Raw genomic sequence first — 24,966 nt, 5'->3', positions numbered from 1 at the left:
GCGACAAATAAGCAGCCCCAATATGATTTGACGAATGAGATAAACGCTCCGCGAGGATGCGCAGTGATTCTGTAAAGAATATGTCAGCTTACGCTGACCAGAATCACGCGCCAAGTCTCGCGGCTGCTCGACTTGAATAAATATAAAGTAAAAGAACAGATAACAGGAGGACCGCATGAAGATAAAAATCACAGGAATAATCATAATGGCAGCGTTTGCAGGGACTTTGATTTTTTCTATGTGCAGTAAAAACCAGCCCAAAACGGATCATCAGATTTATATAGGTGTTGCCTGCTATGATCAAAAGGACACCTTTATTGGAGAATTGTTAGATTCATTTAAAGAGGAATGCAGTTCAATGGAAAAGCAGGGCTATGCCATAAGTATGACGATCATGGATGCGGCAAAGTCACAAAGAGTTCAGAACGATCAGATAAAGCAGATGATAAATGATGGATGTAATGTTTTGTGTGTGAATCTGGCAGACAGAACAGAGCCGTCTGAAATTATTGATGCAGCAAGAGAAAAAGATATTCCAATTATTTTCTTTAATCGTGAGCCAGTAGAAGAAGATTTGATGCGATGGGATAAACTTTACTATGTAGGAGGAAAGGCAAAGCAGTCGGGAGAATTACAGGGAGAACTTGCAGCAAACTACATTAAAGACAATAAAAAAGTTGACAGAAATAACGATGGAAAAATACAGTATGTTATTTTAGAAGGAGAGATGGGACATCAGGATGCGATCATTCGTACAGAAAGTGTCGTAGAATGTCTAAAAGCCAATGGAATTGCCTTGGAAAAACTAAGCTATCAGATTGCAAATTGGAATCGTGCCCAGGCACAGACAAGAATGATGCAGCTGATCGGAGAATATAAAACAGATATAGAGATGGTAATCGCAAACAGCGATTCTATGGTACTTGGAGCGGTAGATGCTTATGAAAAGCTTGGATACACAGAATCCAATATCCCTGTTTTCTTTGGAATTGATGGCACAAAAGAAGGATTAAAAGCAGTGCAGGAAGGAAAAATCGCCGCAACGGTATATAACGATAAAGAAGGACAGGCAAAAGCGATGGTGAAACTTATCACAGCCGCAGTCACAGGAAAAGGAATGGAGAACATTACATTCGAAAACAAAAAATGTATTTATCTGCCATATAAAAAAGTAACAAAAGAAAATGTATCAAGCATGATTCCATAAAGAAAAAACAGAATTCCCTGCCATAGTTTATAGTAGGGAATTCTGTTTTGTTTTTGCTTTTTCTTAATAGATTACATAATTATAATATTTTTGGCGGGGCAAGTTATAATTATATTGTTTCAAAAATATAATTTGTGGTGGATTCAAATTTTTCCCCTTTTCTTAAAATAATAGAAGGGTTTTCTTCGGTATGAATCGCATTTGGCATAAGCTGTGTTTCCAGAGCAACGCCTTCTCTGTTTTCATATACTCTTCCCGCTTTTCCGATACAGCCATCCTTCAGGAAGTTACCAGTGTAAACCTGCACAACAGGAGCGGTCGTTGAGATAACAAGTCTTCTGCCAGAAACCGGTTCTTCTAAAGTTAACTGTCGTTCGTCTCCCTTTAATACAAAAGAATGATCATAGCCGAAAGCATTCTTTAACTGAATATGATCCGCTTCAATATCCTGTCCGATTTTCTTCATTTCATTAAAATCAAAAGGAGTATCCTTTACAGGAAGCAGTTCCCCTGTTGCAAGACAAGTATCATCTACGCAGCCGATGTAATCTGCATTAATCTGAAGGGAATGCTCGGTAACTTTTTCTAATGTATTAGAAAGATTGAAATACAGATGGTTTGTAAAGTTTACGACAGTATCCGCATCCGTATCTGCCTCATAATGAATGGAAAATGTATTGTCATTTAAAGTGTACGTTACATACAGATTCAGATTACCCGGATAACCCTCTTCTCCATCTTTTGAAAGATAGTGGAAACGAAGACCATTCTCTAAAGGAGTAACATCAAAGATTTTCTTATCAAATCCTTCTTTTCCCCCGTGTAAATGATTCTTTCCATTATTAGCATAGAGTTCATAAGTCTTTCCATTTAATGTGAAACGTGCATCTCCGATTCGATTAGCAACACGACCGATGACAGCTCCAAAATAAGCCGGATCATTTGCATAATCTTCAATATTCTTAAGACCAAGAATCACATCAGACTTTTTTCCAGAAGCATCCGGTGCAAGGATTTCCATAATTCTACATCCCATATTTACAACAACAAGCTTCAAAGATTCATTCTCCAAAGCGTAAAAACGAATGCCGTTATTCAGTTCTTTTAATAGTTCTACTTTAACCACAATAATCTCTCCTTCTCATATATTCATGTACTGATCTTTATTCTCTATAAAATTATAGCAATTCTATAAAATGTGTCAACAGAACAGTCAGCCAATATAAACATATTTTATCATGTCATTTTATAGAAAAACATTTGATATTCTACTCAAAAAATATAAATTTTTACTATTTGATTCATTAGGGAAACAGACGAAAATAAAAAGAATAGACTATCGCAACTGTAAAGATATCACTGCGTAGAAAATGCCTGTTCGGCATTTTTACTTGCTCTCACATTACATTTGCGATAGTCTATTCTTTTTATTTTCTGCTTGTTGGCTCCAGAAGGAATGAATACAATAGTCTTTGGCGAAGAGAAGGGGGAGTGGTCAGAAATCTACTGCTTGTTCGAAAGATATCTCTGTCATGGAATTTTATTTACCTGTTCTCACATTTCATTTACTATGGTCTATTATTTTTATTTTCTGTGTGTTGGTATCACATGGAATGAATGTAATAGTCTTTGGAAAAGAGATGGGGAAGGAGTCAGAAGGTTATGACTTATTCTGATACTATCTCCGCGATGCTGTCAATGCTGATAAGATAATATTGTCAGCTATCATTGTATACGATAAATTCACTACTATATTGTGGCAATATATCATTTTTCTCTTCTGGATGGTATACCTTTCGAGCAAGCAGTAGTCTTCTGACCTCTCTCCTTATCCATTACAAAAACCATTGCATTCATTCGTTCTGGAGCCAAAACACAGAAAAAAGAAATAATCCCATATCCCAGATGCGGCTTCGGAGCGTGTTTAAGATGCGGATGAGCATCTTAAACACAGCGACTACAGAGCAGATGGGATATGGGATTATTTCTTTTTTCGTCTGTTTCCCCTAATGAATCAAATAGTTAATCTACTTGACGTAGGAAGACAGATAGTATAAACTGTGTATAGCATAATGTATTAGACTAGAGTGTTAAATTATTAAATTAAAAGAAAAAGATTTGCAAAGGAGAAGGATATGAGCAATAAAGAAATCCCTTACAAAATTTATCTTGAAGAGAATGAGATGCCTGACAGCTGGTATAATGTGCGTGCAGATATGAAGAAGAAGCCGGCACCTTTATTAAATCCAGCAACATTAGAGCCTTTAAAACCAGAAGAATTAGAGCCTGTTTTCTGTAAAGAATTAGTGAAGCAGGAGTTAAATGATACGGATGCCTATATTCCAATTCCACAGGAGATTAAAGATTTTTACAAGATGTATCGTCCATCACCATTAGTACGTGCATACTGTTTAGAGAAGAAGCTTGGAACACCTGCAAAGATTTATTATAAATTTGAAGGAAATAATACAAGTGGAAGTCATAAGCTTAATTCTGCAATTGCTCAGGCTTATTATGCAAAGCAGCAGGGATTAAAGGGAGTTACTACAGAGACAGGAGCAGGCCAGTGGGGAACAGCGCTTTCTATGGCGTGTGCGTATTTTGATCTTGATTGTAAAGTATATATGGTTAAAGTTTCTTATGAACAGAAACCTTTCCGTCGTGAAGTAATGCGTACTTATGGAGCAAGTGTAACACCATCCCCATCTACAACAACAGAAGTTGGAAAGAAGATTTTAGAAGAACATCCGGGAACAACAGGAAGCCTTGGCTGTGCGATTTCAGAAGCGGTTGAGACTGCAACGAAGCATGAAGGTTACCGTTATGTTTTAGGAAGTGTATTAAACCAGGTACTTCTTCACCAGTCTGTTATCGGATTAGAATCAAAGATTGCTATGGATAAATATGGAATTAAGCCGGATATTATTATTGGATGTGCCGGCGGTGGTTCCAACCTTGGGGGCTTAATCTCTCCATTTATGGGAGAAAAGCTTCGTGGAGAAGCCGATTACCACTTTATTGCAGTAGAGCCGGCTTCCTGCCCAAGTTTAACACGTGGTAAATATGTTTATGATTTCTGTGATACCGGAAAAGTATGCCCAATGGCAAAGATGTATACATTAGGAAGCGGATTTATCCCATCTGCAAATCATGCAGGAGGACTTCGTTATCATGGAATGAGCAGTATCGTATCTGAATTATACGATCAGGGCTTGATTGAGGCAAGAAGTGTAGAACAGACATCAGTATTTGAAGCAGCAGAGCAGTTTGCAAGAGTAGAAGGAATCTTACCTGCACCAGAAAGCAGTCATGCGATTCGTGTAGCCATTGATGAAGCTTTAAAATGCAAAGAAACTGGAGAAGAAAAGACAATTCTTTTCGGACTTACCGGAACCGGATACTTTGATATGGTAGCATATGAAAAATATAACAATGGTGAGATGAGCGACTATATTCCTACAGATAAGGATTTAGAAGCAGGATTTGCCGGCTTACCAAAACAACCGGAATAATAATGTAAACAGACCGTTTCTGTGTTTAATTATAAGCATTTTTCAAACACGCTCTAGTGGATGATTACCGAATATCCTATAGAAGATTTAATTATCATATCTGGAGTCAGAGAACAGAAAAAAAGAAAGCCAGCCTATAGCAAAGGTAATGTCGGAGCAAGTAAAAATGCCGGTCAGGCATTTTTTACGCCGCGACTATCTTTACCTTTGCTATAGGCTGGCTTTCTTTTTTTCGTCTGTATCCGCTAAATTAAATCAAAAGATATCCCATATATGCCAGGTACAGTCCGATGCAGACAATTCCTTCAAGTTTTGACATATGCTGCTTTGTTTTTGCAAAGATAAATAAAAGGATACTACTAATTAATAAAATACCGCAGTCGATGATTGATTCATTTAGTACGTGCAGTGGTGAAAGGATGGCTGAGAACCCAAGGATAAACAAGATGTTAAACAGGTTAGAGCCGATAGCATTTCCGAGTGCAAGACCGCTATCTCCTTTTTTGGTGGCAACAATGGAAGTTACCAGTTCCGGAAGCGAGGTTCCGATAGCGACGATAGTAAGTCCGATAAAGTTCTGGCTTACGCCGAAGTTAGTGGCAATGATGCATGCTTTATCAACGACTAAGTCACCGCCGAAGATGACTGCAGCGAGACCGGCAATCATGTAAATAATACTTCTTGGCAAAGAAAGAATTTTTTCTGGTTCGTTTTCCGATTGATTTTTGATTGCGTGATAGATCATGACGGCAATATATAAAATCATTCCGGCAAAGAGGATACCGCCTTCTATCCGGCTGAGTTTTCCATCAAGAAACATAAGGCATAAAATAAATGTGACAAGGATGTTGAGTGGCATATCTCTTTTTAAAATATCACGATTTGTTTTGAATGCAGATAAAAAGGCACATACCCCGACAACGACTAATCCATTGAAAATATTCGATCCGACAACATTACTGATGGCGATATCGTTACTTCCTGCAAGGGCGGCGTTGATGCTGACGGAGGCTTCCGGTGCGCTTGTTCCCATTGCAACAATGGTAAGACCGATTACAACGCTGGGCACTTTCAGGATTTGGGCGAGAGAAGAGCTTCCTTCTACAAAGAAATCCGCCCCCTTGATTAAAAGAACAAATCCGACTACTAGTAATACATATTCCATATATTCTCCTTTCTTGTGATAAAGGAAAATAAAAAAAGACCTTTATCACATCAAAAATAATTGTAATTATTCAAAATCATAGTGATTATAGTGAATATAAAATGATTCTGAAATAATTATAGATGATTGATAAAAGTCTCGTTATTTCAATAACACCCGGCCTTGTGGCGTGATGACGACTGTTATTCATCCAAGAAATCAGGAATTCTATGGATATCAACTACTCCCTCTTATTGTTTATATTCTATGTTAAAAAAAGGGGTTTTGTCAATAAAAAATTTTTTATTATCTTCTTACTAGAAGACTTACATATCTAAGATAGCAGATGAATGGCATTGGTTAGTTACTTGATTGTAATATCTCCATCTTCAGAGCTTATGTTAAGCACTGTTTTTCCATCTGTTGGTTTTGATTTAAAAGTTTCCTCATCGTCTTTTTCTGTTTTACTTCCGGTAAGAGAAGAAGTATTGATTGTTCCGTAATGGGTGATGAGGTCGAATCCGGCTGTCTTTTTTGTGGAATCATTTAAAGTAAGTACCGCATCACCATAGGAGAGGTCGAGTTTTACTTTTTCTGATAAATAAAGATTATTCATAGAAATGTCTCCATCGGCTGATTTAATCGTTGTGTTGCTAAGGGAAGCTTTTTTAAAATCACAGTCGCCATAAGAAAGAGAAATTGTTCCATTATTTACCGTTATCGTATCAGCAATGAAATCTCCGTCGTCAAGTGTGATATCGGCAGTGTTAAGGGAAGCACTGTTTAAAGAAAAATCACCGTATCCAAGATTGACTTTGGCAGAAGACAGCAGCTTGCCTTTCGGAAGATAGAGAGTGACATAGTTTTTATAGTTGGACTTTTCGTCCATGTAGGAAGCCATATTTTTTCCGGAAAGAAGAGGCTGTAAAAAACTGATATCGACAGAAACAGTGTAAGAAGCTCCGGTGTTTCCGTTCTCTTTTAAAGTTAATGTATTATTCTTTATGGAATAGGAGAGAGGGTTTTTTGCCTTTGTTGTCTCCTGCACATATTCAATGTAGCTTTTCTCATTGGGAGATTCTTTTATATTAAAATCTGAATTTTTTAAGTTTACATTTAAAGAGTTAAAATCAGACAGTTCTGTTTTCTCTAATGTAAAATGATTCTCTTTTGCATCTTGGTCTGACTGTGCATTCATTGTATTTAAATTCGTGGCATGAACGTACTTTGTGCCACCGCTCACAAATCCGATTCCAAATAAAAGTGCGCCGATCAGACAGAAAGCACTGCCAATTCCTAAAAGTGTTCTTGTAGTTTTTTTCATGTTATTTCACACTCCTTTTTCTGCTCATGTTCTGAATTAGATGAGCAAGTCCTAAAATAATCCATTTGCAAAAATAAATGACTGCTAAAACAGCGAGAATACCAAGTCCAATGCTAAATAATCCTGCACCGGAAATTAAGCTTGCACCAGAAAGAGATGCAGTTATGGCAACTGCGCCCCGGAGAAAAAGTTTTCCTCCTATAATAACAGAGACAGCTCCTAAAGCAAAAATACATAGAAGCCCGGCAATGATTACAAGAACACAGGCAAGTGCAGCAGCGATCACAGCAATGAGCAGAGAACCGCCGAGAGGTGCGGCGCAGATTGCAAGGAAGGTAAGTAGTATAATCTTCCATACCGGAGTGCCGGGATCTTTTTTCTTTTCGCTGATCAGATTATCAAGAATATCATAGGCAGCTTCTTTTGGTGTACCAAGTTCTTGCATCAGAGAAGTTTCTCCTTCTGAACCGGCATCTTCAAAATATTCTGTGAAATAATCCATCGCATTGTTGTAATCTTCTTTTGGAAGTCTTTTTAAATATTTCTTTAGCTGGGCAAGATATTCTTCTTTTGTTAAATGGATATCCTGTTCCTTTTTATATCTTTTATTTTCCATCAGGTATCATCCTCCCTTCGATGATGTCATCAATTGTGTGATAATATTCGTTCCATTCTTTTTTTAAGAAAATGAGCTGCTCCTTCCCGGAATCGGTAATGGAATAATACTTGCGGTTACGCCCCTGAAATTCCTGGCTGTAAGTATGCAGGTATCCATTCTGTTCTAACTTTCTTAAGATCGGATAAAGCGTAGATTCCTTAATATTGGCCACCAGCTTCACTGTCTGGCTGATCTCATATCCATAAGAATCTTCTCGTTCAACAATAGAGAGAATCAGACATTCGATCAGTAAAGAAGAAAGTGGATAGTAAAACATAAAATCACATCCTTTCTATATTTTAAATATTTATATATAAAAATTTTATATATTGAATTATAATACATATATGGCATTTGTCAAGAGAAAAGCTGACGAAATTGCAAAATCAATAAATTTAAGGAAGAAGCCTTTTACCGTAGTTTGTCTTCGCAGCTCTGAACTTATAGAAGCGATACTATATTTTCTCAATTTCTGATTTCTACCTCAAATACTGTCAAAGACAGAAAAAGTGAAAACTCTATCATACAATAAATGCGCCTTAGAGCAAGTTCAAGCTGCGGACGAGCAGTTTGGACGCAGGGAAACGAAGCATTTATTGTATGATAGAGTTTTCAATTTTTCGTCTCCCCCTTGACATTGGGGTATCTCTAAGGTATATTAAGTGTATTAATAGTATTAATACACTACTAACATGTTTAATACACTTCGAACAACAAGAAATCGCAAATCACGCACGCTTAAAATTTTTGAAGTTTAATCTCAGTCGAGAAGACTCCCACCTCTTCAGGTGGTGAGTAATAGCAAATTTGTCTCAGTGGGAGTCCAATCTCCGACTGAGATAAACGCTCCACGAGGATGCGCAGTGATTCTGATAAGAACATGTCAGCTTCGCTGACCAGAATCACGCGCCAAGTCTCACGGATGTTCGACTTGAATTTAGCAGTACAGAAAGGAAGGAGGTTCGATGTGATTTTTATTGACTATAATGACAAAAGACCAATTTATGAACAGGTTACAGAGAAGATTCAGACATTGATTTTGAATGGAGTGCTGGAGCCGGATTCAAAGCTGCCATCAGTGCGTTCGCTGGCGATGGAACTTTCGATTAATCCCAATACGATTCAGAGGGCATATAGTGAGCTGGAGAGAGAAGGATTTATTTATTCCGTAAAGGGAAGAGGGAATTTTGTGAAGATGAATGAGAATCTGATTATAAAAGAACAGGAGAAGCTTCTGATTAAGTTTAAAGAAAATGTAGAGGAGCTGAGAGCGAGAGGTATTTTGAAAGAACAGGCGCTGGCCTGTATTAATGAAGCTTATGAGGAGGTGGAAAGATGATAGAAATTAAGAAGGTCAGCAAGCGTTTCGATAAGATTGCAGCCGTAAGTGATGTCAGTCTTTCTATTGAACAGGGACAGGTTTTTGGTCTCCTTGGAACGAATGGTGCAGGAAAGAGTACCCTTCTTCGTATGATGGCAGGGGTGTTAAAGCCAGAGGAAGGAGAGATTCTGATTGATGGGGAAGCTGTATGGGATTGCGTGGAAGCGAAGCAGAAGTTTTTCTATATTTCTGATGAGCAGTATTTTTTTCCAAATGCGACACCGTTAGATATGGCAGCGTTTTATAAGACATTGTATCCTGCGTTTAATGAGAAGAGATTCCGTAAGTTTCTGGTGAAGTTTACTTTACAAAAAGATCGTAAGATTCAGACATTTTCTAAAGGAATGAAAAAGCAGCTTTCGATTCTTTTTGGAATATGCAGTGGAGTAGAGTATTTGTTTTGTGATGAGACGTTTGACGGGCTTGATCCGGTTATGCGCCAGGGGATTAAAAGTATTTTGGCAAATGAAATTGATGAAAGAAAGTTTACTCCGATTATTGCATCGCATAATTTGAGAGAATTAGAAGATATTTGTGATCATGTCGGACTGTTGCATAAGGGTGGTGTTCTCTTATCGAAAGATTTAGAAACGATGAAGTGTAATATTCAGAAAGTACAGTGTGCATTGCCAGGAGAGGATGACAAGAAGCTGGAGAAAATGTTTGACATTTTACAATTTAACCGAAGAGGAAAGCTTGTCACAATGACAGTCAGGGGCAGTGAAGAACAGGTAATGGCGAAGTTATCTGTATTAAAACCGGTATTTTATGAATGTATTCCGCTGTCCTTAGAAGAAATATTTATCAGTGAAACGGAGGTAGTAGGTTATGACATCAAGAATCTCATACTCTAAGCTAAGCAGGGAAAATAGAAAGAGAATGCTTGGCATGACGATTGTCACAGTGCTTACATTTTTTATAAAAGCAGTTTTTTTAGTAATGGGAGTAAATGAATGTTCCTCATATGCGGAAGTGCTTCGTTTGTTTCGTCCGAATATGGGAATGGCAGGTGTGGTAATCGGCCTGGCAGTATGCAGTGCGGCAGTAAGTCTTTATTATTTACATTCCAGAAAGCAGACAGATTTTTATGAATCCCTTCCAATAAAGAGAGCTACATTATTTCGTCTGGTAGTACAAAACAGCCTCTTTATTTTTCTGATTCCGCTTGTTGTAGAAGAAGCAATAGAATTTGTCATTGCGCAGCAACAGATTTCTGGAGGAGGATGGGAAATAGTCAGTTCTAGTCTCTGGTATTTGTTAATTTTTGCAGCAACATGGCTGACGATGGCTCTGGCAATGATTATGACAGGGAATATTATCGTTGGTATATTAGGATTTGGAGTATTTGCAAGCTATTTTCCAATTGTTATTTATAACATTTTCCCATTATACGCTGGCTCTTTTTTCGCCACCTATTCTGGGAATACAGCAGATAATGTTTATAATAATATAACCAACTATCTTTCTCCGGTATGGATCGGACTTCGGGGAATGGCAGATATCAATAGCAGCGGAGAAATACAGATAAAGTATATAATGATTCTTCTTTTATGGATTATCGGTTTATATGTACTGTGCCGCGCGCTCTATAATAGACGACCGGCAGAAAGTGCAGAACGGGCCATGGCATTTACAAAGGCAAATACAGCAATTAAAGTGTTATTAGTCATTCCATCGGCCTTATATTCAGGAATCATTTTCTATTCATTGGGAAATGCAAGCTCCATTTTCTGGCTTATATTCGGAGTTGTATTTGGTGTGTTCGTCATACACGCATTAATTGAATGCATTTATGAATTTGATGTAAGAGCGATTTTTTGTCATAAAAAACAACTCATAGTTATCATGCTTGGTTCCTTGTTTATCATGGCAAGCTTTAGTGCAGATCTTTTTGGATATGACAGGTATATACCAAAAGCATCCAGCGTAGAGAGCATCGAAATAAAGCCAACAGAAGTAAATAGTTACGGATATTGGGGGAAAGGGGAAGAACGAGCAGGATTAAAAGGAGAAGAAAAACAGCTTGCTCTTTCCGTAATCAAAGAATCAGCAGAAGTAAAAAACAGTGCAGCAACATCCTCTTCAGGGTACTATGAGAAAAACAGCAAGTTTTTATTCTTTGCATCTGTATCTAAAAAAGAAGTGATGAGCGGTGATATTGAGATTTCTACAACATTTTGTATGAAAAACGGAAACCGTAAAGTAAGAAACTATACCCTTCGTTCCAAAAAGGCAAAAGAACTTTATAATAAACTGTATGCGACAAGAGAATTTAAAAAGAATATCTATTCTCTCTATACAGGAAATTATAATGATATTAAAGAAATAACCTGGTCAGGGATAGAAACAGAATATTTAAACCTTACAAAAGAAGAGAAAAAGCAGTTCTTTGAGACTTATTTAAGTGAGTTAGACGGCTTAAGCTACACAGATGTACAAAAAACAGTTCCCGTAGGAAATATAGATATATCAATAGGTGGAACAATGGAAAGTGAAAATGCAACACAGGATACGTATTATATTTATCCATCTTTTAAAAAGACACTTGCATTTTTAGCACAAAAAGGCTGTGCTGTAAACCAGACAATAGATAACTTAAATATCAGTAGTATTTGGGTTGAAGGATATGATGAAAATACCGGAGAAAATACCAGATATAGAATAACAGATAAAAAACGAATTAATAAAGTAAAAGAGAAACTTGTTCTTCAGCAGATGGTAAATGTTCCGGGAATAACCGTAATAAATGGAAACATGGATATTCAGGTAAATTATGAAAATAAAAATGGAGGAAATAGCATATATTGCTATTCTATTTGTACAGATGATGAAATGCAGCAATTATTAAAGGAGTAATTTAATACAGGAAGACTCCCTGAAGTTGATGACCTGATTGCAAATACAGCAGGATTCCTTGTCGGGTATTTGACCGCACAAGGATTTCTGGAACTCTTTGATAAAAAGGTGTATATATATGGAATCATAAGAATTTTAAGCACAGTTATACTATTTTGTATTTCTATATTTGCCCTGTCCTTCTGGGCAAATGGGGATGCATTACAGGCAGAGGAGGAAGCGTATGTGAAGATGATGGAACAATATGGTATGGAACACAGGCAGGAAAAGTAGAAAATTGCGCAAAAAAATGTGATAGACGAAAAGATCAGGCAGTTTCAATATCCCTGCTGGAATAGATATGGTTCATTTTTGCTTTGCCACAGACTAGGGAAACAAAAACAGCTTTTGGCATCGGGCGTGGCGAATGGAGGGGATTCATGTATTTGCAATGGAATCGGATTCCGAAGATTTATGAAAAAAGCGTGGATGCCTATGGTATAAAGAGCAGATGCTTTGCAGGTTTTGCGTCACGAAACTTGAGAACGAACCCGCCACCGAGCACGTTGTCTGAGCGGCAGCGAGTTTAGTGCGAATGGCGTTTCCATAAACGTTCGAAAGTTGAGTAGCAAAACGCAAGTCGTCTGCTCTTTATACCATAGGTCCCACGCTTGTTATAAAAATATAGCAGTGATTCCATGCAATGCATGAATCCCTGCCATAGGGTAGGGCTGTTTTTGGTGCGACAGCCCCATAATTTTTTAAACACGCTTTAGAAAACTTGAAAATTATAGAAAAATGTATTTTAAGATGAACAGGATTGCCAGTACATACATCAATGCACTAATCTTCTTCTCTTTTGCCTCTCCTGTGATAAGGTTAATAACAACATAAGCGATAACTCCCATGGAGATACCTTCGGAGATACTATAGAAGAATGGCATTGCAATGATACATACGTAAGCAGGGATAGCCTCGGACATATCAGTGAAGTTAATGTTTGTAACATTACTAAGCATATATAATCCAACAATTACTAAAGCAGGCGCGGTAGCAAAAGATGGAATCGCAAGGAAGATTGGTGATAAAAATAGAGATAATCCAAAAAGGATCGCTGTCGTTACAGAAGTAAGTCCTGTTCTTCCTCCTTCGGATACTCCAGAAGCACTTTCCACAAAAGTAGTAGTGGTAGAAGTTCCAAGGATTGCACCAAAAGTAGTAGCTACAGCATCAGCAAGAAGTGCCCCTTTAATATGAGGAAGCTTTCCTTCTTCATCTAACATATCTGCTTTGGCAGATACACCGACAAGTGTTCCGATCGTATCAAAAAGGTCAACGAATAAAAATGCAAATAAAATTACGATAAAGTCTACAGAGAAAATTCCCTTAAACTGAAGCTTTCCAAAGATAGGAGCAAGACTTGGAATAGAAAGCCCTTTGCTAAAGTCAGGTAAAAGACTGTAAAATCCTAAATCTGCATTCGGTACATAAAGTCCTGCAAACTGGAAAATGATGCCAAGTCCCCATGTGATCAAAATACCCCAGAGGATATTTCCCTTAATATTTTTAACAACTAAAATTCCGGTAATGATAATACCTGCCAATGCAAGAATTACCGTAATTCCGACATTGTTAAAAGAAGCTTCCACACCATTCGCTTTATTGTACGCATCTACAGAAAACAACTGGAGTAATGTAGAACCGCCCACAACGATATGTGCATTCTGTAAACCAACAAATGCAATAAAAAGACCAATTCCCACACTAACGGCAGATTTCAGGTTCATCGGAATTGCATTAAAAATCGCCTCACGCACATTTGTAAGGGAAAGAAGGATGAAAATAATACCTTCTGCAAATACAGCAGTCAGTGCATACTGCCAGGTATATCCCATACCGATTACAACAGTATAGGCAAAGTATGCATTCAGTCCCATACCCGGTGCCAGAGCAAATGGATAGTTTGCGAAAATCGCCATCAGTAATGTTCCGACAAAAGCGGCAAGAGCAGTAGCGGTAAATACAGCTCCGGAATCCATACCGGTAGCAGCCATAATGCTTGGGTTAACAGCCAAAATATACGCCATAGTCATAAATGTCGTAATACCCGCTAAAACCTCTGTCTTCGTATCCGTATGATTTTCGGATAGTTTAAAAAGTTTTTCTAACATAATACTTTCCTTTCTTAAATGAGATCCTCAAAATAAGGGCTTTTTATGAGGGTTCTTTTATAGAATCTAACTAATACTGACATAAGAGTTAGATTTAAATCGTTCCGAAGATTCTATCACCGGCATCTCCAAGACCCGGACAGATATAGGCATCCTTATTTAATTGACGATCAATATTACCACAATAAATCTGTACATCCGGATGAGCCTTTGCAAGACGTTCTACCCCTTCTGGAGCGGCAATAATAGACATAAACTTAATATTCTTTCCACCATGAGCTTTGATGAAGTCAATGGCAGCAATAGCAGAACCACCGGTAGCAAGCATTGGATCTAATACAACGATAAGTCGCTGATCAATCGGGTCCGGAAGCTTACAATAATATTCATGAGGTTCGTGTGTCTCTTCATCACGATATAAACCAATATGACCAACCTTCGCACTTGGAACAAGAGCCAGAATACCATTCACCATACCAAGACCGGCACGAAGAATCGGAACAATCGCAAGCTTCTTACCAGAAATCATAGGTGTCATACAAGTCTCAATTGGTGTCTCAACCTCCACATCTTCTAACGGAAGATCCCTTAAAGCTTCATAGCCCATTAAAATACCAATCTCTTCAATTAATTTACGAAATTCATTCGTTCCTGTGTTCTTATCCCTTAAAAGAGAAATCTTGTGCTTAATAAGCGGGTGACTCATCTCGATAACATTATTCATAATTTTCTCCAATCTGTAATGTAGTCATGCAGATACATTAAAAAAATCTATTTCAGAAAAATAGCTCCCTCTGAAATATACTAATTTAGTACCACAACACTAGCACTATTGTAGTAGACAAAAAAGAATAAGTCAACTATTTGATTCATTAGAGGAAACAGACGAAAAAAGAAATACTACCATATCCCATCTGCTCTGTAGTCGCTGTGTTTAAGATGCTCATCCGCATCTTAAACACGCTCCGAAGCCGCATCTGGGATATGGTAGTATTTCTTTTTTCTGTGTGTTGGCTCCAGAAGGAATGAATACAATAGTCTTTGGGAGAGATAAGGGGGGAGAGGTCAGAAGACTACTGCTTACTCGGAAAATGTATCATCCAGAAGATTAGGTACTCTTTTTAACGAACAGTAAAAATAAAGGGGGTTATCATTTTCCAAAAAAGTAAAGAAATCGCCCTTATATTTATCGTACATTCTAATTCAAGAATGTCTCGGTATTCTTACTGCGAGATGTGCATCATGCAACGTATGACACGCATTGATAAAAACGATGCATTGCGACAATATAATGATAAATGTATCATGTACAGCGATAAATTGCAGTATCATCTTATCATCAGTGAAACTTGAAAAAAGGTTCAGCATAGCGAAGAGAGTAAGTAGCAGACTCCTGACCTCTCCTCCTTCTCTCCTCAAAAACTATTGCATTCATTCCTTCTGGAGCCAACAAGTAGAAAATAAAAATAATAGACCATTGCAAATGTAATGTGAGAGCAAGTAAAAATGCCGAACAGGCATTTTCTACGCAGTGATATCTTTACAGTTGCAATGGTCTATTATTTTTATTTTCGTCTGTTTTCTTCTGAATGAATCAAATAGTAACAATCCCCGTTTGGTAGTTGATGTAGACTGGGATATGTTTTTTTCGTAAAGCTCGGATAACGGGATAGACAATGAGAAGTTCTCCTTCTATATAAACTGCGTCAGGTTTGTATTTTAAAATTCCCTTAACATAATCCTTTATATAAGATTTAAAGTCAGATTTTTCCATAGAAATTTCGCCAAAGTTTCCGTCAAATGTAAGAGCAGGCATTTCTGGCAGATCAAGATGGATAATCATTGTATTATCCATATGCGGTATTTCTTTCAGGCTTTCATCCATTTCGTGAGAGCCGCCTAAATTTATAATGCAGGAGCTTTCGGTAAAGTTTTCAAGGCTTATTTTGCAGGCAGAAATTGCATCGTTTACATCATCAACGGTCATGATAAAACCGCCTTTGTGGCAGAAGTTTGCACTGGTTAATCCAGTTGCCTGTTTTAATTCTTCTCCCTCTAAACCAAGCCAGCTTTCAGGAAAGCTGCATTTGTAATTGAGAGAATGTTCTTTTTTTAATGGCTGAATGCAATAGCCTCCGCGGTTTGAGGGAAAAATAATAAAGGCAATATCTGTTTCGCGTAATTGTTTCTGGCAGGGGACGAATTCAGGTAGAACGAGAATTTTTGCTTCGCTTTCAGATTTTTCCCCAGACAAAACAGAAGAATTATGTGCGGCTAAAATTTCTTCTACACGTTTCTCGGCGCGTTCATTTCCTTTATATTTTTCGAACATATTTACAAGAATCATTCCAGCTGTCTGCACTGCTCTGGAAAATGCTTCATTTTCTCCATTTTCCACATCCCAGGAAGGATTAAAATTGCCAATCAAAGTGGCAAGTTCATTTTTTTCGCCGGTATTGTCGTTAATATCAAGTGGCTGGATAAATGACTCATCGAACTTTACGGCAAGTTCTTCGCCAAGAATTTCTGCACCAAGTTCTTCCCATAAAAGACCAAATGCAGCGTAAGGAAGACCATTTTCACGGACACGGCTGTCGCGCTGGTGATGGTCGTATTTGCCCCTTCCAATATCAAAAATAATTCCCTTAAAATCTTCAGGAACTTTATTTCCACGGGTGATTGTGATTTCAGGATTAAAATATAAAAGTAATGCAGAAGAAAAAACATCGTCTGCATGGAATTTACCGCCATGTGTAAATGCAGTGGCATCCTGCATTTTAATTTGTTCTAATAATGTATTCATAAAATTTACCTCGATAGTTTTTGAAAATAAGTTACCAGATATATGTAAGTGGGTTGGAATAGTTAGAAATAAACAGTCATTAGTATAGCATAGAATAATAGAAAAATTTACACAAAAAATATAGAAAATAAGAAAAAACATCCCCCGGGGGAGCTTGTGAGGAAAAATAGAAAGGTATATCCTAGGGTTAAAACATAAAAGCTTTATAGGAGGAAAGAAAGATGCATATACCTGAAAATTATTTGAGTCCTTCGACCTGTGCGGTAATGGCCGCAGCAATGGTTCCGGTATGGACATACTCTGTTAAGAAAGTAAAAGAAGAAATTCCGAAGGTGAAGATGCCATTGCTTGGAATTGGAGCAGCGTTTTCCTTTCTTGGAATGATGTTTAATATTCCGCTGCCTGGAGGTACAACCGGACATGCGGTAGGAGGAACATTGATTGCGATTCTTACGGGAAGTCCGTCGGCAGGCTGTATTGCCGTTACGATCGCACTGCTTATCCAGGCATTGTTGTTTGGTGATGGTGGTATTCTCGCTTTTGGAGCAAACTGTTTTAATATGGCTTTCATATTGCCATTTCTCGGATTTGCGATTTACAAGCTTATCTGGGAAAAAACAGGAAAAAGAAAGTTAGCAGCAGGAATTGGTTCCTACATCGGCATTAATGCAGCAGCATTTTGTGCAGCGATTGAGTTTGGAATTCAGCCATTGCTGTTTACCGATGCAGCAGGAAAGGCACTCTATTGTCCATATCCGCTTACTATTTCTATTCCAGCAATGATGATTGGACATCTTACGTTATTTGGAATTGCGGAAATAGTTCTTACTACAGCAATCCTTGCATTTGTGGAAAAGATATCACCGGAAACATTAGAAGAAAAACCAGCACAGTCTGCATTTAAGCCATTATATATTCTTATGGCAGTTTTGATTATATTCACACCATTAGGTCTTCTGGCAAGTGGAACCGCCTGGGGAGAATGGGGTGTTGAAGAGATGGCATCTCTTGTAAGTAATGGAAAAGCACTGGGGTATACACCGGCAGGAATGGAAAAGGGCTTTAGCCTTGCTTCGCTTTTCCCGGATTACTCTATGGCAGGAATGCCGGAGTGGATAGGATATATTTTATCTGCAGTTGTTGGCGTAGCGATTATTGTTATCTTCTTTAAGCTTTTAGCTGGAAGTAAAAAAGATAAAATAGATTTTTCAAAAGGGCAGTCAGTGTAATGCAAAATCAGGAAAAAAATAATAGTTTTCTTCCATCATGGATGTGTGAAACGGAGCAATATGTTCCAAGTATTGATAAAGATGGATTTATTACAAAAAGTACGCAGGCAGTTCTTGGCGTACTGTCAAAATTAAAATGGAAAGAAGGGAAGGACAGGTGCCTAAGCGCCAGTCCTTCTTTAAAACTATGTTATACATTCCTATATATTTTACTTACTGCCTGTTCAAAAAACTATGTATTTTCATTAATTATGGCAGGCGGAACTATTCTTGCACTTGCAACTTATTCGGCAGAAGCAATGAAACAGATACTTTCGGGAACATTTGGAGCAGTACTTTTTTCTGCACTAATACTTTTACCGGCAGTGTTTATAGGAAATCCGCAGATTTTACTCATTATCACAACCAAAGTGTTTGTATCCGTTACACTTATAGGTATTCTGTCAGCGGGAACATCCTGGAATAAATTAACAGCAAGTCTCCGCTCATTTCATATACCGGATATCTTTATTTTTACATTGGATATTACATTAAAATATATTGCTGTACTCGGAGAAATCTGCATGGAAATCCTTACCTCACTTCGCTTACGATCTGTAGGACAAAACAGGAAAAAAGCACAGTCCTTTTCTGGGATATTGGGGATTTCCTTTTTAAAATCAAGAGAAATGGCAGAGGAAATGTATGCAGCGATGTGCTGCCGTGGATTTGTTGGAGAATATAAAACACAAAAAACATCTACCTTTCGAAAACAGGATATCTTGAGTCTTCTTTTGATGATAGGAGTAACAGGAATATTCATTTATTTCGAGGGTCTGTGGAAATAGCACAAAGCAATCTAATATCAAAGAGGACAAAATACCTTTTGCTCCCAACATATAGCAGTTTTCTATGAGAACAGAATAAAAAGTAAAATCAAGAATAACAAAAATAAAAGGAAGATTCAAAATGATAGAATTAAAAAATGTATGTTATGCATATGGAAATGAAATTGCATTACGATACATTAATTTAAATATTCAAAAAGGTGAATCTGTAATAATACAGGGACCAAATGGATGTGGTAAATCTACATTGATAAAATTATTAAATGGAATTATTTTTCCAATGGAAGGCAGTTATACATATCAAGGTCACGAAATTACAGAAAAAACATTAAAAGACCCTAGATTTGCCAAATGGTTTCACCAGCAGATGGGATATGTTTTTCAAAATGCAGATACACAGCTTTTTTGTGGAAGCGTAGAAGAAGAAATCGCATTTGGTCCGATCCAGATGGGACTTTCCGAAGGCAAAATCAAACAGAGAACAGATGACTGTCTTAAGTTATTCGGAATTGAAAAACTAAGAGAACGCCCACCGTATCATTTAAGTGGAGGAGAAAAGCGGAAAGTATCATTAGCTTGTATCCTGTCCATGAATCCGGAGGTACTTATTCTTGATGAACCACTGGCTGGGCTTGATGAAAGTACGCAGAAAATGCTCATAGACTTTCTAAAGAAATTTCATGCGGCAGGGAAAACGTTAATTATCATTACCCATAATAATCAGCTTGCGAAAGAACTGGGAACCCGGTTCATAAAAATGAATGATAAACATGAGATTACTATTTGATTCATTAAGAAGAAAAACAGACGAAAATAAAACTATTAGCCCATAGCCACTGTAAAGATATCACTGCGTAGAAAATGCCTGTTCGGCATTTTTACTTGCTCTCACATTACATTGGCTATGGGCTAATAGTTTTATTTTCTGCTTGTTGGCTCTAGAAGGAATGAATGCAATAGTTTTTGAGGAGAGAAGGAGGAGAGGTCAGGAGTCTGCTACTTACTCTCTCCGCTATGCTGAACCTTTTTTCAAGTTTCAATGATGATAAGATGATACTGCAAGCTATCACTATACATGATAAATTTATCATTATATTGTTGCGATATATCGTTTGTCTCGATGTATGTCATACGTTACATGATGCACATCTCGTAGCAAGAATACCGAGGTATTCTTGAATTAGAGTATACAATGAATCTAAAGGGGACTCCTCTAATTTTTTGGAAAATGACAATGCCCTCTCTCTTTACTGTTCGTTAGAGAAAGCACCTAAGCTTCTGACGATACATCTTCCGAGCAAGCAGTAATCTTCTGATTTCTCCCCCATCTCTCTCCAAAGACTATTGCATTCATTCCTTCTGGAGCCAAAACACAGAAAAAAGAAATAATACCATATCCCAGATGCGGCTTCGGAGCGTGTTTAAGATGCGGATAAGCATCTTAAACACAGCGACTACAGAGCAGATGGGATATGGTATTATTTCTTTTTTCGTTTGTTTTCTCTAATGAATCAAATAGTAATAGTAAACGATTTTCCGATTTGTTTATAGTCGGAAATGGTAATTTCCTGAGTGGTATCGGTATGTTCACTATCGACTTTAATTGCAGTAGATTCGGTTTTATCAGAGGCTGTATCTTTGGTAGTTTTTTTTGTAGATTCTGATTTTGATACAGAAAAAGTCTGTGTATTTCCACTGCCAATTATTTTGGCAGAGTCGGCTTCCTCTGTGGCATTTGATTCATTCGAGCTGCTATTAGAGGAAAGGTTAGAGTAAGCAGCACAATATGGAGTTAAAGTAAGGCTGGTGGCTTTAGGGGAGATAGATCCTACTGATTTATCTACTCTGAAAGTGCCGCTTGTTCCGTCTGATTCATCAAGGAAAAACTCTACAGGGTTACCGAGATTGTCTTTTCCTTTTAAGAGGATATCTCCAGAAAGTCCGGCATTGTCTGGGGAGATAGTAAATATTATTTTCTGATTGATTATATTGCTTCTATAATTTTTCAGAGTTATTTTTGTTTTATCTGGCAGAGTAAAGGATTGATTTAAAGCTACATTTTTTGTTTTAGCATTTAATTCTTTGCCGGAAGCTGCAAATTTTAATTTTCCAATAGTAGTATTTGATTTATCTAATGTGTAAAAATTAATCGTAAAATTAGATTTGTCAGATAGAACGGAAGAATCATTTAATTGTATTTCGCTTTCGGAGATAGAGGTTAGTTTGTCTATAGGAGTAGAGCTGCTTCCGATGCTGTTTACAATATTTTGTCCACCGATAGTAACGTCTGTATCAATTGGGAGTTCAGTAATGCGTTTAATATTTAAATTTTTTAATGTGGCATTGTCTTTTATTTTTGTTTTATAGGAAATGATGAGGCTGTGTCCGTCAAGAATTACTTCATTTAATGTAACAGTAATCCCGTTTTTAGATACAGATTTACCAACCACAGTACTATAAGGACTAAGGTCTTCCTCAACACCTAAAAGTGTGGATAAACTCTCCATAATCTGCCGTGATTGTGCGTATACGTTCTGTCTTACCGGGGCACTGCTTCCGCCGAGAATGAGGACAAAAGCGGCTGCAGCGGCAACGTATTTTTTCCATGTATGTTTTTTGAGGGATGCTTTTTTCTTTGAAGTAAAGGACTGCTTCCAGTTTTTTAAATCAGTACTGGTAATATCGATATTTTCAAAAGTGTCTATCTGATTATCAATATCATTTAATAAATCATAAATATCATTTTTCATAAAAACTCCTTTCAGTTGTCATGAAAACACATTTTTTGTGGTAGATAATTGACAACGGATATACTAGTAATATTCATTGATTTTGTTACTATGATTCGTTTCATAAGCTGAGTGATTTTGTGTACATTAAGTAATATTCATTGATTTTGTTTTGGGGAAAAGGGAACGCAGCTTCTTTTTACTGCGGAAAAGCCGATTATACAGTACAGGCTTGTTTGTATTCATTTCTTTGGATATCTCATCAAATGGTTTTTCTTCTACATATAGTTTGATGAAAAGCTCTCTATCTTGTGGTTTTAGGCAGGATAATATTTGCTTTGTTTCTTCAGAAAATTCCTCATCAAACTGTGTTTGTAATTCAATCGCATCATCAATCCCGGTCGTATGTTGTGCATTCTCCCAGCTTGTTTCTAAAAGGCGATTGGCGTATTTCCTTTTATAATCTAAAGCCTTTAACCTGGCAATTCCGCCAATCCAGTTTGCAAATGGATTACGGGCGGAGTCATATGAGTCGATATGTTCCCATACAGCGAAGAAAACGTCATTCATACATTCTTCTTCGTATTGAGAAAGAACATTCAGATAACGATGCACAACAGACTTTACAAGTCCACCATAATGTACCATCACATATTCTAAAGCTCTCTCATTTCTGTGGGATAACTCTTCCACAAAATTCGATTCTTTTATCTTCATAGGTTACTCCTTTATGTACATTCGAATGTAAAAAATATATGGATAATTATATCGGTTACACTATATATTCGCAAATAAGGGATGAGAATCTCTCACTTTTTTGAAAATATTTTGATTTTTTTGAAAAGGCAGATGCTCTCTATCGATGCCCTTATTTCCGTCTTCCAAACCGCAGAGAACCAAAAGAGTTATTTCCTTTGAATGTTACCCTAAAACCTGTTAAGATGGGAGTATAAATTTTCGAAAGAGGAAACTACCTATGGATTATATTGATATTTTTATAAAAAACGATTATATAGATTTAAAGCAGATTGCAGAAAGCGGCCAATGCTTCCGCTGGAAGAAAATATGTCCGGGCAGGTATTTCGTGATTTCAGCAGGACAGGCGGCATGTTTTTTTCAGGAAAAGACAGGAATCCGTATTTTGTGTCATGAGAAGGATGAGGAATATTTTAGAAGGTATTTGGATTTAGATACAGATTACGGGAAAATAATAGAACAGATTGATCCGGAAGATCGTTTTCTTTCTGGAGCGGCGAAGATGGGAAAAGGGATTCGGATTCTTCGCCAGGATTTGTGGGAAATGATTATTAGTTTTATTATCAGTCAGAGAAATAATATTCCACGTATTATGAAGAGTATTGATGCATTATGTGAGAAAATTGGAGAAAAAATAGTATTTGATTATGAAGAGGAGCATCTTATTGGTTATAGTTTTCCGGAACCGGAAGTTCTTGCAAAGGCTGATCTGTCGGAGTTTAAGTTTGGATACCGGGAGAATTATATAAGGCAGACTGCGGAGGATATTTTAGAGGGAAAGTTTGATTTAGAAGAGGTAAAAGATGCTGTGGATGAAGGAAAAACTCCAGAGCAGGTAAAGGAGATGCTAAAGCAATTAAAAGGTGTGGGAGAAAAGGTAGCATCTTGTATTCAGCTTTTTGGTTTACATCAGCTTTCCTTATTTCCGATTGATACATGGATTGCAAAAGTGGAAAAAATGTATTATAACGGGCATTTTCCAGTAGAAAAGTATAAGGACGCGGCAGGAATCATGCAGCAGTATCTCTTTTTCAGAGTGCGTGAAGATGCGGATAAGAGAGTGGTTCTTGAGATGAAAAGAGAGGTGAATGAGAAGGCTGCTTCAAAAGCTTTATTTGAAGAAGAAATGACAGAAAAAATAGATAAGCAAACAAAGAGAAAAAATGAGATTTCTCCAGAAAATAATAGTTTAGAAGAAAATAGATTAGAAAAAAGTAGATTTAAAAAAGATAAATTAGAAAAGATTGAATTAAAAGAAAGTAAATTAAAAAAAGATAGATTACAAAAAGGTAAATCAGAAGAAGCCAGATCCGAGGCTAATAGATATAATCTTTCCGGGAAAATGTTATATGTATCAGATTTAGATGGTACCTTATTAAATAGTGATGCTTTACTTAACGAAGATGTGCCCAAACGATTAAATGCTCTGATTGAGCAGGGACTTTGTTTTACTGTTGCTACAGCGAGGACCTATGCAACTGTGAATTCTATTATGAAAGATGTCAATCTCACCTGTCCTATGATTTTGATGAATAGGGTTATGATTTACGATCCGGTGAAAAAAAGCTGTATTCATGCGGAAATTATTGAAAGAGATTCTGTGGAATATATTTTAAAAGGAAGAAAGAAGTTTGGAGTGACAGGATTTGCGTATGCATTGTCTCCTGAAATTTCCGAGGATTGCTCAAAGTCTGGCGAAACATCTGTTGTAGATAGTGCCGGACGAGTCGGCAAGTCTGGACGAAAGATGGCAACCTATTATGAAAAAATTGCGACACAGCATATGGAAAAGTTTTATACGGAACGAAGAGATTTATACCATAAGCCATTTAGTAAAGTGGAAAAATTAGAAGATATTTCAGGTGAAGATATCATTTATTTTTCCATTTGTTATGAAGAAGAAGTGTTACGACCATTTTATGAATATTTGAAAAAAGATGAGCGGCTGAATCTGAATTTTTATAAGGATGTTTATGGAGATGGTCTGTGGTATTTAGAAATCTCGCATAAAAATGCTTCAAAATATTATGGAATACAGAAGCTGCGAAAGCTTCTTCATCCGGCCGCGATTACCGGAATGGGTGACAATCTGAATGATATTCCTTTATTTAAAGCTTGTGATCGTTCCTGTGCGGTAGGAAATGCACATAAGGAAGTAAAAGAAAGGGCAGACTATATTTTAGATACCAATCTGAATGCGGAAGTGGTAAAATTTCTGGAAAAGGAAATGAAATAAATTATCAAGACGGGCATAGAATCTGGAATTTACCGGAGACTATATAGAGAAGATAGTTGACAAAGAGTTTTGGTAATATTAAAATATAGATATGAAAACTACATTACATGGAAATGAGAACACAGATTACACTGCAGTAAGAGAGAATGCTTCT

General features: G+C 37.1%; 19 protein-coding genes. 9 read left to right on the top strand and 10 right to left on the bottom strand.

The genetic code is table 11. From position 1 onward, the window contains the following. Positions 1-175: 175 nt before the first annotated feature. Complete coding sequence (locus FYJ25_RS04135; protein WP_154580610.1) at positions 176-1,207, top strand: galactose ABC transporter substrate-binding protein; 1,032 nt, start codon at positions 176-178, stop codon at positions 1,205-1,207. 109 nt (positions 1,208-1,316) lie between these two features. Here FYJ25_RS04135 and FYJ25_RS04130 read toward each other — a convergent pair whose 3' ends face one another. Further along, positions 1,317-2,333 (bottom strand): aldose epimerase family protein, encoded by a 1,017-nt coding sequence (locus FYJ25_RS04130; RefSeq protein WP_330578259.1) that lies wholly within the window; start codon positions 2,331-2,333, stop codon positions 1,317-1,319. Between the two features lie 1,009 nt (positions 2,334-3,342). On the opposite strand from FYJ25_RS04130, the gene FYJ25_RS04125 reads away from it, so the two are divergent. Next, positions 3,343-4,719 carry a TrpB-like pyridoxal phosphate-dependent enzyme gene (locus FYJ25_RS04125; protein ID WP_005351131.1) on the top strand — a complete coding sequence of 459 codons (1,377 nt, stop codon included), beginning with the start codon at positions 3,343-3,345 and terminating at the stop codon, positions 4,717-4,719. Between the two features lie 250 nt (positions 4,720-4,969). Here FYJ25_RS04125 and FYJ25_RS04120 read toward each other — a convergent pair whose 3' ends face one another. From FYJ25_RS04120 to FYJ25_RS04105, 4 genes are all read right to left on the bottom strand, one after another. Next, the gene (locus FYJ25_RS04120) at positions 4,970-5,884 is read right to left on the bottom strand and encodes a calcium/sodium antiporter (RefSeq protein WP_154580609.1); all 915 of its coding nucleotides are present in this window, start codon (positions 5,882-5,884) and stop codon (positions 4,970-4,972) included. Positions 5,885-6,227: 343 nt separating this feature from the next. Further along, the gene (locus tag FYJ25_RS04115) at positions 6,228-7,187 is read right to left on the bottom strand and encodes a DUF4097 family beta strand repeat-containing protein (RefSeq protein WP_154580608.1); all 960 of its coding nucleotides are present in this window, start codon (positions 7,185-7,187) and stop codon (positions 6,228-6,230) included. Between the two features lies 1 nt (position 7,188). Further along, on the bottom strand, positions 7,189-7,803 hold the full coding sequence (locus FYJ25_RS04110; RefSeq protein ID WP_154580607.1) for a DUF1700 domain-containing protein: 615 nt from the start codon (positions 7,801-7,803) through the stop codon (positions 7,189-7,191). Beyond that, entirely contained in the window at positions 7,793-8,122 is a 330-nt protein-coding gene (locus FYJ25_RS04105; RefSeq protein ID WP_005351149.1) for a PadR family transcriptional regulator, read from the bottom strand. The genes FYJ25_RS04110 and FYJ25_RS04105 overlap by 11 nt, the downstream gene beginning before the upstream one ends. A gap of 690 nt (positions 8,123-8,812) precedes the next feature. Here FYJ25_RS04105 and FYJ25_RS04100 point away from each other — a divergent pair. Genes FYJ25_RS04100 through FYJ25_RS04090 form a run of 3 tightly spaced genes read left to right on the top strand, consistent with a single transcriptional unit; the run spans position 8,813 to position 12,082 of the window. Next, on the top strand, positions 8,813-9,184 hold the full coding sequence (locus FYJ25_RS04100; protein WP_005351150.1) for a GntR family transcriptional regulator: 372 nt from the start codon (positions 8,813-8,815) through the stop codon (positions 9,182-9,184). Further along, complete coding sequence (locus FYJ25_RS04095; protein WP_147607661.1) at positions 9,181-10,080, top strand: ABC transporter ATP-binding protein; 900 nt, start codon at positions 9,181-9,183, stop codon at positions 10,078-10,080. Before FYJ25_RS04100 ends, FYJ25_RS04095 begins: the two co-directional genes overlap by 4 nt. Beyond that, positions 10,055-12,082, top strand: a complete 2,028-nt coding sequence (locus tag FYJ25_RS04090) for a DUF6449 domain-containing protein (RefSeq protein ID WP_154580605.1) — start codon at positions 10,055-10,057, stop codon at positions 12,080-12,082. The genes FYJ25_RS04095 and FYJ25_RS04090 overlap by 26 nt, the downstream gene beginning before the upstream one ends. A 767-nt stretch (positions 12,083-12,849) precedes the next feature. Here the strand turns inward: FYJ25_RS04090 and FYJ25_RS04085 are convergent. The 3 genes from FYJ25_RS04085 to FYJ25_RS04075 all read right to left on the bottom strand — a co-directional run bounded on the left by FYJ25_RS04085 (position 12,850) and on the right by FYJ25_RS04075 (position 17,035). Continuing rightward, complete coding sequence (locus tag FYJ25_RS04085) at positions 12,850-14,232, bottom strand: NCS2 family permease (protein ID WP_154580604.1); 1,383 nt, start codon at positions 14,230-14,232, stop codon at positions 12,850-12,852. Between the two features lie 94 nt (positions 14,233-14,326). Then, positions 14,327-14,956: a uracil phosphoribosyltransferase gene (gene upp, locus FYJ25_RS04080; RefSeq protein ID WP_154580603.1), complete on the bottom strand. Its 630-nt coding sequence runs from the start codon at positions 14,954-14,956 to the stop codon at positions 14,327-14,329. Between the two features lie 870 nt (positions 14,957-15,826). Beyond that, positions 15,827-17,035, bottom strand: a complete 1,209-nt coding sequence (locus FYJ25_RS04075) for an MYG1 family protein (RefSeq protein ID WP_154580602.1) — start codon at positions 17,033-17,035, stop codon at positions 15,827-15,829. A gap of 221 nt (positions 17,036-17,256) precedes the next feature. Between FYJ25_RS04075 and cbiM the strand changes: the two genes are divergently transcribed. The 3 genes from cbiM to FYJ25_RS04060 all read left to right on the top strand — a co-directional run bounded on the left by cbiM (position 17,257) and on the right by FYJ25_RS04060 (position 19,878). After that, complete coding sequence (gene cbiM / locus FYJ25_RS04070; protein ID WP_118380307.1) at positions 17,257-18,264, top strand: cobalt transporter CbiM; 1,008 nt, start codon at positions 17,257-17,259, stop codon at positions 18,262-18,264. Further along, positions 18,264-19,091, top strand: coding sequence for an energy-coupling factor transporter transmembrane component T (locus FYJ25_RS04065; RefSeq protein ID WP_096241156.1), 828 nt, complete (start codon positions 18,264-18,266; stop codon positions 19,089-19,091). The genes cbiM and FYJ25_RS04065 overlap by 1 nt, the downstream gene beginning before the upstream one ends. Before the next feature lie 121 nt (positions 19,092-19,212). Further along, positions 19,213-19,878: an energy-coupling factor ABC transporter ATP-binding protein gene (locus FYJ25_RS04060; RefSeq protein ID WP_154580601.1), complete on the top strand. Its 666-nt coding sequence runs from the start codon at positions 19,213-19,215 to the stop codon at positions 19,876-19,878. Between the two features lie 724 nt (positions 19,879-20,602). Here the strand turns inward: FYJ25_RS04060 and FYJ25_RS04055 are convergent. Both FYJ25_RS04055 and FYJ25_RS04050 read right to left on the bottom strand, forming a co-directional pair. After that, positions 20,603-21,841 carry a DUF4179 domain-containing protein gene (locus tag FYJ25_RS04055; protein ID WP_096241154.1) on the bottom strand — a complete coding sequence of 413 codons (1,239 nt, stop codon included), beginning with the start codon at positions 21,839-21,841 and terminating at the stop codon, positions 20,603-20,605. A gap of 126 nt (positions 21,842-21,967) precedes the next feature. Beyond that, complete coding sequence (locus FYJ25_RS04050; protein ID WP_154580600.1) at positions 21,968-22,537, bottom strand: sigma-70 family RNA polymerase sigma factor; 570 nt, start codon at positions 22,535-22,537, stop codon at positions 21,968-21,970. Positions 22,538-22,796: 259 nt separating this feature from the next. On the opposite strand from FYJ25_RS04050, the gene FYJ25_RS04045 reads away from it, so the two are divergent. Then, complete coding sequence (locus FYJ25_RS04045) at positions 22,797-24,812, top strand: HAD-IIB family hydrolase (RefSeq protein ID WP_154580599.1); 2,016 nt, start codon at positions 22,797-22,799, stop codon at positions 24,810-24,812. Positions 24,813-24,966 lie beyond the last annotated feature (154 nt).

The sequence above is a fragment of the Anaerobutyricum soehngenii genome, from assembly GCF_009697165.1.
In the GTDB taxonomy this organism is placed as follows: Bacteria; Bacillota; Clostridia; order Lachnospirales; family Lachnospiraceae; genus Anaerobutyricum; species Anaerobutyricum soehngenii.
This window is presented reverse-complemented; position numbering and strand designations above follow the sequence as displayed.